The 12815-nt window shown below is 64.8% G+C and carries 11 protein-coding genes; 8 read left to right on the top strand and 3 right to left on the bottom strand.

The genetic code is table 11. From position 1 onward, the window contains the following. The first annotated feature begins 102 nt into the window (after positions 1 to 102). Both E8E91_RS07925 and E8E91_RS07920 read left to right on the top strand, forming a co-directional pair. Positions 103 to 2250 carry an adenosylcobalamin-dependent ribonucleoside-diphosphate reductase gene (locus tag E8E91_RS07925; RefSeq protein ID WP_280375296.1) on the top strand — a complete coding sequence of 716 codons (2148 nt, stop codon included), beginning with the start codon at positions 103 to 105 and terminating at the stop codon, positions 2248 to 2250. 16 nt (positions 2251 to 2266) lie between these two features. Beyond that, on the top strand, positions 2267 to 2953 hold the full coding sequence (locus E8E91_RS07920; protein WP_280363475.1) for an NrdJb: 687 nt from the start codon (positions 2267 to 2269) through the stop codon (positions 2951 to 2953). Between the two features lie 122 nt (positions 2954 to 3075). On the opposite strand, the gene E8E91_RS07915 is transcribed toward E8E91_RS07920, so the two are convergent. Further along, positions 3076 to 4026 carry a homoserine kinase gene (locus E8E91_RS07915; RefSeq protein WP_280375295.1) on the bottom strand — a complete coding sequence of 317 codons (951 nt, stop codon included), beginning with the start codon at positions 4024 to 4026 and terminating at the stop codon, positions 3076 to 3078. A gap of 31 nt (positions 4027 to 4057) precedes the next feature. Continuing rightward, positions 4058 to 4339: a DUF2782 domain-containing protein gene (locus E8E91_RS07910; protein WP_280375294.1), complete on the bottom strand. Its 282-nt coding sequence runs from the start codon at positions 4337 to 4339 to the stop codon at positions 4058 to 4060. 74 nt (positions 4340 to 4413) lie between these two features. On the opposite strand from E8E91_RS07910, the gene polA reads away from it, so the two are divergent. Further along, the gene (gene polA / locus E8E91_RS07905) at positions 4414 to 7161 is read left to right on the top strand and encodes a DNA polymerase I (RefSeq protein WP_280375293.1); all 2748 of its coding nucleotides are present in this window, start codon (positions 4414 to 4416) and stop codon (positions 7159 to 7161) included. A 277-nt stretch (positions 7162 to 7438) separates the two neighbouring features. Here the strand turns inward: polA and yihA are convergent, their stop codons facing one another. Continuing rightward, entirely contained in the window at positions 7439 to 8080 is a 642-nt protein-coding gene (gene yihA, locus E8E91_RS07900) for a ribosome biogenesis GTP-binding protein YihA/YsxC (protein ID WP_280375292.1), read from the bottom strand. A 175-nt stretch (positions 8081 to 8255) separates the two neighbouring features. On the opposite strand from yihA, the gene E8E91_RS07895 reads away from it, so the two are divergent. From E8E91_RS07895 to E8E91_RS07875, 5 genes are all read left to right on the top strand, one after another. Further along, complete coding sequence (locus tag E8E91_RS07895) at positions 8256 to 8546, top strand: c-type cytochrome (protein WP_280363484.1); 291 nt, start codon at positions 8256 to 8258, stop codon at positions 8544 to 8546. Positions 8547 to 8597: 51 nt separating this feature from the next. After that, positions 8598 to 9203, top strand: a complete 606-nt coding sequence (locus tag E8E91_RS07890; protein WP_280375291.1) for a c-type cytochrome — start codon at positions 8598 to 8600, stop codon at positions 9201 to 9203. A 142-nt stretch (positions 9204 to 9345) separates the two neighbouring features. Then, positions 9346 to 9978, top strand: a complete 633-nt coding sequence (gene dsbA / locus E8E91_RS07885; RefSeq protein WP_190828911.1) for a thiol:disulfide interchange protein DsbA — start codon at positions 9346 to 9348, stop codon at positions 9976 to 9978. A 16-nt stretch (positions 9979 to 9994) separates the two neighbouring features. Then, positions 9995 to 10873: an endonuclease/exonuclease/phosphatase family protein gene (locus E8E91_RS07880; protein WP_280363489.1), complete on the top strand. Its 879-nt coding sequence runs from the start codon at positions 9995 to 9997 to the stop codon at positions 10871 to 10873. Beyond that, a complete protein-coding gene (locus tag E8E91_RS07875; protein ID WP_280375290.1) occupies positions 10870 to 12813 on the top strand; it encodes a GGDEF domain-containing protein in 1944 nt (647 codons plus the stop codon). The genes E8E91_RS07880 and E8E91_RS07875 overlap by 4 nt, the downstream gene beginning before the upstream one ends. Positions 12814 to 12815 lie beyond the last annotated feature (2 nt).

The following is a 12815-nucleotide window of genomic DNA, read 5'->3' as shown; positions in this document are numbered from 1 at the left end:
ACTGCTAAGGTGAGAGAGGGGCCGCGGGTCGTCTTGATGTGAATCAGCGGCCGGCATTCGTGGTCAGACTAGTCTGGACTCTTCATCGAGGGAGGGCAGCGGATGGCCAGGACGGGAACCCCCAGGCAGGTCCAGGGTAACCACGGCATCGCCTTGCAGGCGGCGTCGGAAGACATCTGGGACAGCAAGTACCGCCTCAAGCACAAGGACGGTACGCCGATCGACCTCACCCCTGATGCCACCTGGCAGCGCGTGGCCCGCGCCCTGTCGGAGGTGGAGGCCGATGCCGCAGCCCGCGAGCACTGGTACGAACGCTTCCTCTGGGCCCTGCGCAATGGCGCCATCCCCGCCGGCCGGATCATTTCCAATGCTGGCGCCCAGGACATCAAGCCCGCCACCTCCACCATCAATTGCACCGTTTCCGGCACCATCCTCGACTCCATGGACGACATCCTCGGCAAGGTCCATGAAGCCGGGCTCACCCTCAAGGCCGGCTGCGGCATCGGATACGAATTCAGCACCCTGCGCCCACATGGCGCCTATGTTTCCGGGGCAGGCGCGCAGACCAGCGGGCCGCTGTCCTTCATGGATATCTACGACAAGATGTGCTTCACCGTGAGCTCCGCCGGCGGTCGCCGCGGCGCGCAGATGGGCACCTTCGACGTATGCCATCCGGATGTGCGTGAGTTCATCCGTGCCAAGCGCGAGGATGGCCGCCTGCGCCAGTTCAACCTCAGCCTGTTGGTGAGCGATGCCTTCATGCACGCGGTGGAGAACGACACCGAATGGCCACTGCTCTACCCGGTGCACCCCAAGGAGCGCGACGAGCTCGACTTTGGTGACGCGACCCAGGTGATCTGGCGCGATTGGCCGGTGCATGACGGCTACATCACCCGTGAGGACGGCCTGGTGGCCTGCAAGGTCTACGGCCGCGTCCAGGCCCGGCACCTGTGGGACATGATCATGGTCTCCACCTACGACTTCGCCGAGCCGGGCTTCATCCTCATCGACCGGGTCAACGAGCTGAACAACAACTGGTGGTGCGAGGCGATCCGCGCGACCAACCCGTGCGGGGAGCAGCCGCTTCCCCCTTATGGCTCCTGCCTGCTGGGTTCGATCAACCTCACCGCCTTCGTCGAAGAGCCGTTCACCGAGGACGCGCACTTCGACTGGGAGCGCTTCCGTGCCGTGGTGCGGGTATTCACCCGCATGCTCGACAACGTGGTGGAGATCAATGGGCTGCCGCTGGCGCAGCAGCGCGAGGAAATCCTCGGCAAGCGCCGCCACGGCATGGGCTTCCTCGGGCTGGGCTCGGCCCTTGCGCTGCTGCGGTTGCGCTACGGCAGCACCGAGGCCTGTGTGTTCACCGAGGAAGTGACGCGGGAAATGGCCCTGGCCGGCTGGCAGGTAGCCCTGGAGCTGGCGCGGGAGAAAGGGCCGGCGCCCATCCTGGCGCTCGACTATGAGGTCACCGCCACCATGCTGCGCAAGCGCCCGGAAATGGTGGATGACGGCTACAAGGTGGGCGACCGCGTGCCCGGCCGCATCCTCCACGCGCGCTATTCCCGCTACATGCAGCGTGTCGCCGAACATGCCCCGGAACTGGTGGCCGAGCTGGCCGAGGTGGGCGCGCGCTTCACCCATCACAGCTCCATTGCCCCCACCGGCACCATCAGCCTTAGCTTGGCGAACAACGCTTCCAACGGCATCGAGCCGAGCTACGCCCACCAGTATTCGCGCAACCTGATCCGCCCCGGGCGCAAGACCAAGGAGAAGATCGACGTCCGCAGTTATGAGCTGCTGGCCTACCGCTCCCTCGTCAACAGCCAGGCCCGGCCGGATGCCGAGCACCCGGCGCAGCGCTTGCCGGACTATTTCGTCAGCGCTGACGACATCAGCCCGGCCGAGCACGTGGACATGCAGGCGGCGGCGCAGAAGTGGATCGACTCGTCCATCTCCAAGACCGCCAACGTGCCCACCGACTTCCCCTTCGAAGCGTTCAAGGACATCTATCTGCACGGCTGGCGCCAGGGTCTCAAGGGATGCACCACCTTCCGCTTCAATCCGGCGGCCTTCCAGGGTGTGCTGGTCAAGGACGCGGATCTGGAGAGGACGGTTTACCGCTTCGAGCTGGAGGACGGCACTCTGGTGGAGCTGCGCGGTAACGAAGAAGTGGAGTACGACGGCGAATTACACACCGCCGCCAACCTGTTCGAGGCCTTGAAGGAAGGCTACTACGGCAAGTACTGAACGATCGGAGGCGGTCATGACCATCAAGATCGAGAAGAAGATCAAGGGCTTCAGCCTGGTGGACCTGGAACAGGAAAAGGCCCGCAAGGCCGCCGAGGAAGCGGCTGCCGTCGTGCAGATGGATGAAACCCTGCAGCGGCCGGAAACCCTGGTGGGCGCCACCTACAAGATCAAGTCGCCGTTGTTCGAACACGCGCTCTACGTGACCATCAACGACATCGTGCTCAACCCCGACACCGCCTTCGAGCAGCGCCGGCCCTTCGAAATCTTCATCAACTCCAAGGGCATGGAGCACTTCCAGTGGATCGTCGCCCTCACCCGCATCATGTCGGCGGTGTTCCGCAAGGGCGGCGACTGCACCTTCCTGGTGGAAGAGCTCAAGGCGGTGTTCGACCCGCGCGGCGGTTACCTCAAGCGTGGCGGCGTCTACATGCCGTCGCTGGTGGCCGAGATCGGCGCCGTGCTGGAGCGCCACCTGATCGCCATCGGCCTGATGGAAGGCCAGAAGCTGGACGAGGAACAGCGGCTCTACCTGGCGGAAAAGCGTGCCGCCTACGAGGCCAGCCAAGGCACCACCACCGCCGAACCCGGCGAAGGCTTCCCACCCGGCGCGCAGCTCTGTGGCAAGTGCAATACGCAGGCGGTGGTGCAAATGGATGGCTGCGCGACCTGCCTCAACTGCGGTCACTCGAAATGTGGGTGAGCTTGTCGGCCGATTTCTGTAGGAGCGAATTCATTCGCGAAGGGCAGCGCAGCTGCCCCGCCACCCAGCCTGGGAATCGCGAATGAATTCGCTCCCACAAGAAAGGCGAATTCTGGCCTGGCTCAGAGCGCAAACGGCAGCGGCAACTCCACCTTCTGCCGCTGCGCGAGACGCCGCTGGAACACACTCGGATCGTGGATCAGCACGTCCTGCCCGGCGAAGGCATTGGCGGCGATCAGGCGCGACAGCCAGAAGCGCACGCAGGCGATGCGCAGGGCGGTCGGCCAGAGTTCGGCTTCGGTGGCGGTGAAAGGGCGCAGCGCGGCGTAGGCGCCGAGCAGGGCGCGGGCGAGTTGGCCGTCGAGGCGGCCGTCGGCGTCCGAACACCAGTCGTTCAGGCAGATGGCCAGGTCGTAGAGCATCGGCCCGGAACAGGCGTTGTAGAAGTCGATCAGGCCGGACAGGTGGGGGCCGTCGAACAGGGCGTTGTCCTTGAACAGGTCGGCGTGCAGGTTGGCGCGCGGCAGGGCGAGGAAACGCGCCTTCACTTCGCCGATTTCCTTCAGCGCGTCACGCAGCAGTGGCAGGGCCGTCTCGTCCAGTTGCAGGGCCAGCGTCGGGCCTTCATCGAGCATCCAGTCCAGGCCGCGATCGCTCTTGCGCTCCAGAACCCGCTCGCGGGTGGCCAGGTGCAGGCGTGCCAGCAGGGCACCGACCTCGGCGCAGTGGTGGGCATTGGGCTGGTGCACGTGCTTGCCCGGCAGGCGCGGTTGCAGCAGCGCCGGTTTGCCGGCGAGTTCGCGCAGGGCGTCGCCGCCCCCGGTGCGCAGCGCAAAAGGGACCGGCAGGTCCGCGTCGTGGAGCACATCCAGCAGTTCGATGAAGAACGGCAGGTCGTGGACCGGGCCGCGCTCCACCAGGGTCAGTACGTATTCACCCCCTTCCAGGCTGACGAAGAAGTTGCTGTTCTCGGAGCCTTCGGCGATGCCCTGGAAGTCCTTCAGCCGACCCAGCCCGTAGGGGGCGAGGAAAGCTTCCAGTTCCGGACGTTCGAGCGGAGTGAATACAGACATTGGACTACCTTGTTACGGGGTTGCGTGTGCGCTACCAGCTGAAGATTTCCCAGGCTGGGATGAGCATGTCGGGATAGTCCGAGCGGACGAAATTGTTTTCGCCGTCGGCGCGGACCAGGAAGTACGGCTTGCCACCCTTGGGTGTCACCTTGATGGCGTAGAGGATGCCGTTGACGCGGTACTCCTGGATGGTCTTGTCGCCTTCCTGGCGGATGGTCACGTCCGGCTCGGCGGACGGCTCGTCTGCGGCGAAGGTGGCGACTGGTGCGAGAGCCAGCAGGCCGGCCAGCAAAAGGCGGTTCAGTGCGCGCATGGTAACCTTGTCCCTTCTCGTCAATGATCGGTCCATTCTACTTCGGGTCCGGTGAATAAAGGTTGAATTCACGCATGAGCCAAGCCCCCCTCGTCCTGGTGGACGGATCCTCCTACCTGTACCGCGCCTTCCATGCCCTGCCGCCGCTGACCACTTCGGCCGGCCTGCCCACGGGCGCGGTCAAAGGCGTGCTGAACATGCTCAAGAGCCTGCGCCGGCAGTTCCCGGACAGCCCCTTCGCGGTGGTGTTCGACGCCAAGGGCGGCACCTTCCGCGATGAGATGTTCGCCGAGTACAAGGCCAATCGCCCCTCGATGCCGGATGAGCTGCGCGTACAGGTGGAACCGTTGCATGCCAGCGTGCGTGCACTGGGGCTGCCGCTGCTCTGTGTGGAGGGCGTGGAAGCCGACGACGTGATCGGCACCCTGGCCCGGCAGAGTGCAGCGGGCGGGCGTCCGGTGGTGATCTCCACCGGTGACAAGGACATGGCGCAACTGGTCGACGGGCACATTACGCTGGTCAACACCATGACCGGTAGCACGCTGGACGTGGATGGCGTGAAGGAGAAATTCGGTGTCGGTCCTGAGCTCATCATCGACTACCTGGCGCTGATGGGGGACAAGGTGGACAACATCCCCGGCGTGCCCGGGGTCGGCGAGAAGACCGCCCTCGGTCTGCTCACCGGCGTGGGCGGTGGCCTGGATGTCCTCTACGCCAGCCTGGACAAGGTGCCCGCCCTGCCGATCCGCGGCGCCAAGGGCTTGCCGGCCAAGCTCGAAGAGCACAAGGACATGGCCTACCTGTCCTACAAGCTGGCGACCATCAAGTGCGACGTCGAACTGAACGTCGAGATCGACGCCCTGCACCCCGGCGAACCCGACCGCGAGGCCCTGGCCGAGCTGTATCGCACCCTGGAATTCAAGACCTGGCTGGACGACCTGCAGCGCCAGGCCAAGTCCGACGGCGAGCAACTGGAACTCGTCGAAGCTGCGCCCGCCAAGGCCGAGGCACGCTATGAGGTGGTCCTGGAGCAGGCGCAGTTCGACGCCTGGCTGAAGAAGCTGGAAGCCGCCCCGCTGTTCGCCTTCGACACCGAAACCACCAGCATCGACGCCCAGCAGGCGCAGGTGGTGGGCGTATCTTTCGCTGTGGAAGCCGGTGAAGCCGCCTACGTGCCCCTGGCCCACAGCTATATGGGCGTACCGGCGCAGCTCGATCGCGACGCCGTGCTCAAGGCCCTCAAGCCGCTGCTGGAAGACCCGAACAAGGCCAAGGTCGGCCAGCATGCCAAGTACGACATGAACGTCCTGGCCAACGCCACGACGCCTATCGCCGTACAGGGCATCACCTTCGACACCATGCTTGAGTCCTACGTGCTGGACGCCACGGCCACCCGCCACGACATGGACAGCCTGTCCCTCAAGTACCTGGGGCACAGCACCATCCGTTTCGAAGACATTGCCGGCAAAGGCGCCAAGCAGCTGACCTTCGACCAGATCGCCATCGAGCAGGCCGGCCCCTATGCGGCTGAAGATGCCGACGTCACCCTGCGCCTGCACCAGACCCTGTGGCAGAAGCTGGAAGCCATTCCCTCCCTGGCCAAGGTGCTGCGCGAAATCGAGATGCCGCTGGTGCCGGTCCTGGCACGCATCGAGCGCAACGGCGCCTACGTCGACGGCACGTTGCTGGGTCAGCAGAGCCTGGAGCTGGGCGAGAAGATGGTTGCCCTGGAGCGCCAGGCCTTCGAGCTGGCCGGGCAGGAGTTCAACCTCGGCTCGCCCAAGCAGCTCGGCGCCATCCTCTATGAAAAACTCGGCCTGCCGGTGCTGGCCAAGACCGCGACCGGCCAGCCTTCCACTGCCGAGAACGTGCTCGCCGACCTTGCCGAACAGGATTACGAGCTGCCCAAGGTGATCATGCAGTACCGCTCCCTGAGCAAGCTCAAGAGCACCTACACCGACAAGCTGCCGGAGCAGATCAACCCGCGCACCGGACGTATCCACACCTCCTACCACCAGGCGGTGGCGGCGACCGGGCGCCTGTCGTCCTCTGATCCGAACCTACAGAACATCCCGATCCGCACCGCCGAGGGCCGGCGCATCCGCCAGGCCTTCGTCGCTCCCAAGGGTTACAAGCTGTTGGCGGCGGACTATTCGCAGATCGAGCTGCGCATCATGGCCCACCTGGCCAAGGACGAAGGCCTGCTGGACGCCTTCCGCCATGACCGTGACGTGCACCGTGCAACCGCTTCCGAGGTGTTCGGCGTGCCGCTGGACGAGGTCAGCCCAAACCAGCGCCGCAGCGCCAAGGCGATCAACTTCGGCCTGATCTACGGCATGAGCGCCTTCGGCCTGGCCAAGCAGATCGGCGTCGAGCGCAAGGAAGCCCAGGCTTACATCGACCGCTACTTCGCTCGCTATCCGGGCGTGCTGGCTTATATGGAGCGCACCCGCGAGCAGGCCGCGCAGCAGGGCTTCGTCGAAACCCTGTTCGGCCGCCGCCTGTACCTGCCGGAAATCCACTCCAAGAACCAGGCCATGCGCAAGGGCGCCGAGCGCACCGCGATCAACGCGCCGATGCAGGGCACCGCGGCCGACATCATGAAGCGCGCCATGGTGGCTGTGGATAACTGGCTGCAGGAAAGTGGCCTGGACGTCCGCGTCATCCTCCAGGTGCACGACGAACTGGTGCTGGAAGTGCGCGAGGACCTGGTGGATCAGGTTTCCGAGCAGATTCGCCCGCTCATGAGCGGTGCCGCCGAGCTGGATGTGCCGCTGGTGGTGGAAGTGGGCGTGGGTGACAACTGGGATGAGGCGCACTGAGTGCGCCTTCGGGGCAAGCATCTGTTTCACGGCTGAAACAAATGCTTATTTCCTGATCGAATAACCAGATTTTTTTGATAGCAAACTGTTTTTAGGGGCGGTCTGAACTTTCTGCGAGGCGGGGGAGTCACACACATGAATGGCTGGTGAAGCCTTTCGATGCTCCTTTTGCTGTGTTTAGTGTTGGCAGATATCTGAACCCCGCCCTAGCGGTTCAGACTTAGACCCCGAACTTCCCCCTCCCCATACGAAGTCCGGGGTTTTTTTTGCCCGGAATTCAGGCGTCGGCCTCGCCTTCTTCCAGATCCAGCTGCAGCCAGTGCGCCAGCACTGCATGGGCTTCCTCGATGCCCTGGCGCTTGGGCGCCGAGAACAGCTGGATGCTCACGCCCTCGCCCCAGCCCTTGCGGATTTCCTGACGCACCTTGAGCAGGGCGTTCTTCGCCGCGCCGAAGGCCAGCTTGTCGGCCTTGGTCAGCAGGATGTGCATGGGCATGTTGCCGGCGGTGGACCAGTCCAGCATCAGCCGGTCGAAGTCGGTCAGCGGGTGGCGGATGTCCATCATCAGGATCAGCCCGGCGAGGCTTTCGCGGCTGCTGAGGTAGGCCTCCAGGTGATGTTGCCAGTGTTGCTTGAGGGGGATCGGCACCTTGGCGTAGCCGTAGCCGGGCAGGTCTACCAGGCGACGTTCTTCATCCAGGGAGAAGAAGTTCAGCAACTGGGTGCGCCCCGGGGTTTTCGAGGTGCGCGCCAGGCTGGCGTGGGTCAGGGTATTCAGCGCGCTCGACTTGCCGGCGTTGGAACGCCCGGCAAAGGCCACTTCCAGGCCGCTGTCCGGCGGGCACTGGTCGACCTTGGCGGCACTGATGAGGAAGCGGGCCTGTTGGCACAGGCCAAGAATGGGGTTCTTCAATGACATGGGGAATCCAGGGGTGCGACGCGGTGTCGCATAGGGCGGTTTCGTTTCCGTTTATGCCTCGCCAGTATATAATGCCGCAGATTTAGTGTGCGCTTTATCCCCCAGGGTCTGGTGTCCACGGCAACGACCGACGCACGAAAGAATGCGCGGCAATGCCCTCCCGATGAGGTTGATCATGAAGAAAGTACTGCTCGTCGCTAGCCTTGCGGCGCTGTCCTTCGCCGCTCAGGCGGCTCAGGATCCGGAAGCGGTTTTCAACAGGGCCTGTGGTGCCTGTCACTCTGGTCAGCTGCCGATGGCGCCGAAAAAGGGCGACAAGGCTGCCTGGGAACCGCGACTGGCCAAGGGCATCGACACTCTGGTGCAGAGCGTCACCAATGGTTTGAACGCCATGCCGCCGAAAGGCCTGTGCATGGATTGCAGTGCCGAGGACTACAAGGCCGTCATCCAATGGATGAGCCAATAAAGTAGCCCGGCACATAACACCTTTACCCTTTAGCCGTAGTTGGATTAGCTGATGAACAAAGTAATCGTGAGTCTGCTGTTGACCCTGGGCATCACCGGCATGGCCCACGCCGCTGGCGACGCCAAGGCTGGCCAGGCCAAGGCCGCTGTTTGTGGCGCTTGCCACGGTCCCGATGGCAACAGTGCCGCCCCGAACTTCCCGAAACTGGCTGGCCAGGGCGAACGCTACCTGCTCAAGCAGATGAAGGACATCAAGGCCGGTAACCGTACCGTGCTGGAAATGACCGGCCTGCTGACCAACGTCAGCGACCAGGATATGGCCGACATCGCCGCCTACTTCTCCAGCCAGAAGGGCAGCGTCGGTGCCGCCGACCCGAAAGTGGTCGCCCGTGGTGAAGCCCTCTTCCGTGGCGGCAAGCTGGACCAAGGCATGCCTGCCTGCACCGGCTGCCACGCTCCGGACGGCTCCGGCAACCCGACTGCCGGCTTCCCGCACCTGGGCGGCCAGCATGCCCAGTACGTGGCCAAGCAGCTGACCGACTTCCGCGAAGGCAACCGCACCAACGATGGTGACACCATGGTCATGCGCGGCATCGCGGCCAAGCTGAGCAACAAGGATATCGAAGCGGTTTCCAGCTACATCCAGGGTCTGCACTAAGACCCGTTGTCTGGAATCTGAACAAGGGTGGCCTCGGCCACCCTTTTTCGTTCTGCGGCCCGCTACAATGGCCGGAACCCGCTGTGTAGCCGCAGGTCGAATCATCGCCCTCGCGGCCCCATTACCCCTCAAGGAGTGAAGCATGCGTAACCTGATCCTTTCCGCCGTTCTTGCCGGTGCCAGCCTGCTGGGCATGAGCGCCGTCCAGGCTGACGACATCGAGGCCGGCAAGCAGTACGTCGAGCTGAGCAGCCCGGTTCCGGTATCCGTACCCGGCAAGATCGAAGTGGTAGAGCTGTTCTGGTACGGCTGCCCGCACTGCTATCAGTTCGAACCGACCCTCAACCCCTGGGCTGAGAAGCTGCCGGAAGACGTGAACTTCGTGCGCATTCCTGCCATGTTCGGCGGCCTGTGGAACGTCCACGGCCAGTTGTTCATCACCCTCGAAAGCATGAAGGTCGAGCATCAGGTACACAAAGCCGTGTTCGACGCCATCCACAAGGAAGGCAAGAAGCTGGCTACCCCGGAAGAGATGGCTGAATTCCTCGCTGGCCAGGGCGTGGACAAGGACGCCTTCCTCAAGGCCTACAACTCCTTTGCCGTGAAGGGCCAGATGGAGAAAGCCAAGAAGCTGGCCATGGCCTACCAGATCACCGGCGTTCCGACCCTGGTGGTCAATGGCAAGTACCGTTTCGACATCAGCTCCTCGGGTGGCCCGGAGCAGACCCTCAAGGTCGCCGAACACCTGATCGAGAAGGAGCGCGCCGCGAAGTAAGCGGCGCATTCGCCCGATGCTGCGACGCTGGGTGGGTGAGCGGGCGGCGAGCTCGTGCGATGCACGGGTGAACCCCCATTGCGACAGGGGCGGGTTGCCCGCCGATGGCCGCCTGCGCTTGCTCAGCTTCAACATCCAGGTCGGCATCAGCACCGAGCGATACCGTCACTACCTGACCCGTGGCTGGCAGCACCTGCTGCCGCACACGGGCCGCGCCGGAAATCTCCAGCGCATTGGCAGCCTGCTCGGCGACTACGATCTGGTCGCCCTGCAGGAAGCCGACGGCGGCAGCATCCGCTCCGGCTACATCAACCAGGTCGAGCATCTCGCCCAGCTTGGCGACTTCCCCTACTGGTACCAGCAGCTCAATCGCAATCTCGGGCGCATCGCCCAGCACAGCAATGGCCTGCTCAGCCGCCTGCAACCCAGCCTGCTGGAAGACCATCCCCTGCCGGGCCCACCCGGTCGCGGCGCGATCCTGATGCGCTTCGGCAAGGGCTCCGACGCCCTCGCCGTGGTGATGATGCACCTGTCCCTCGGCGCCCGTACCCGCACTCGCCAACTGGCGTACATCCGCGAGTTGGTGGCCGGCTATCGCCACCTGGTGCTGATGGGCGACATGAACACCCACGCCAATGACCTGCTGGAGCGCTCGCCCCTGCGCGACCTCGGCCTCCTGGCCCCGCAGGTCGAAGCGACCTTTCCCAGCTGGCGGCCACAGCGCTGTCTCGACCACATCCTGCTCAGCCCCAGCCTGACCCTGGAGCGGGTGGCGGTGCTCAGCCAGCCCATATCCGACCACCTGCCCGTGGCCGTGGACATCCGCCTGCCGGTCGAACTGCAGGCCGACCTGCCCCTTGCCCTCAGCCAACCCACGCGCGGAATCCCTGCATGAGCGACGACGCCCAGCGCTGGAAAACCAAATACCTGGAAAACCTCGAACAGCAGGAGAAGCTGGAAAGGCGCTGGGATGCCCGCCTCGACCTGCTGCGTCGCGGCCTGGTGCGCAGCTCCCTGGCGGCCGAGGGCTCCGACAAGGCGGTCGACCAGTGCATGCAGGAGCTGCGCGAAATCATCCGCGGCGAGCAGATGGACGCCGGCCTCGCGGCTCTGATTCCGCGCCTGGAAAAGGCGGTGCTGGACTCCGAGCAACGCCGCCAGCAGCGCGTGGAACAGAACGTCAGCGCCCTGACCGGTATCACCAGCCGCCTGCTCGCCCTCGACCTGCCCCGGGAAGTGCGCAAGGGCCTCAAGCAGTTCGCCAAGCGCATCGACGAGCGTGCGCGCCAGTCCCGCGAGCTGCCGGCAGTGCTGGCCGAGCTGGGTGTGCTCCAGGGCCAGGCACTGCAGGCGCTTACCAATGAAGACGCGACCGTCGCCAGGCCCGGTCTGCTGCAGCGCCTGTTCGGCAACGGACGCGACGAGCCTTCGGCCGAAGCCGCACCTGCGCCAGCCGCTCCTGCTGCTCCGCAAGCCGAAGAGCGTGCCCGGGCGGACGCACCTGCTCCCCAGGCAGACGCCCTACCCGAGCCCGTTGACCACCGCCCGCCGACCGAAGCAGAACCTGCCCCTGCCCGACCGCTGCCAGCGCCCGTCGAGCCCGTGCTAGCCGCGCCCGCCTCCACTGCCCCGGTGCGCAGCAGCACCCTCGACAGCCTGCCGCTGGCCGCCTCCATCCTGACTGGCGAGGGCGACCCCGAGTACGCCCTGCCGGCCCAGCCAGAGCCTGGCTACAGCGCCATCGCTCCCCATGTGGCCGACAGCCTGCGGTCACTGCTGGATGAGCTGGACCTGCCTGAACATCACCAGCCCCAGGCAGAAATGCTGCGCCAGCGCCTGCAAGGCGGGCTCAACTGGTACGAGCTGGTGCCGGTGCTGGATGACTTCGGCGTGCTGGTGCTGGCGGTAACCGACAATGGCCACCGCGAGTTCGCCGGCTACCTGAAACAGCTCAACCAGCGATTGGCGCTGTTCCTCGAACACCTCAGCGCCGCCCAGGAAGGTTATGCCGAGTCACTGGACAGCGCCCGCGCCCTGGACGACCAGCTGCGCGAGCACGTCAGTGGCCTGCAGGCCAGCGTGCAGGACGCCACCGACCTGAACCATCTGAAGCAGAGCCTGGAGCATCGCCTCGACGGCCTGCTCGACACCATGAACCGCTACCAGCAGCAGCGTTCGGCGCGCGAGCAGGAAGTGGGCGAGCGCCTGCAGGCGCTGATGGCACGGGTGGCGACCATGGAGGATGAAGCCAAGGTCTTCCACGACAACCTTGAGGTCCAGCGCCAGAAGGCGCTACAGGACCCCCTGACCGGCCTGCCCAACCGCGCCGCCTGGAACGAGCGGCTGGAGATCGAACAGGCCCGGCAGCAGCGCTACGGCGGCGACCTGCTGCTGGCGGTGATCGACATTGACCACTTCAAGCGCATCAACGACGGCTTCGGCCACCTGGCCGGCGACAAGGTGTTGAAGATCATCGCCGGCGAACTCGCCCGGCGCCTGCGCAAGACCGACTTCATCGCCCGCTTCGGTGGTGAGGAGTTCGTCCTGCTGTTGCCCTCCACTCCCGTGGAAGGCGGCAAGCAATTGCTGGAAAACCTGCGTGCGGCCATCGAGGCCTGCCCCTTCCACTTCAAGGGTGAGCGGGTGTCGATCACCCTCTCCGCCGGGCTGACGACCTTGATGGCCGGTGAGCCCAGTGATGTCGCCTTCCAGCGTGCCGACCAGGCGCTCTATCGGGCCAAGCACCAAGGGCGTAATCGCGTCGAGCTGGCGCTGGTGCAGTCGCCGGACGGACGCGGCGAATCCGGTGCCCAGGGCTTGCCTCAACCGGTCTGAAT

This window comes from Pseudomonas sp. BN515, from assembly GCF_029873155.1.
GTDB lineage: Bacteria > Pseudomonadota > Gammaproteobacteria > Pseudomonadales > Pseudomonadaceae > Metapseudomonas.
This window is presented reverse-complemented; position numbering and strand designations above follow the sequence as displayed.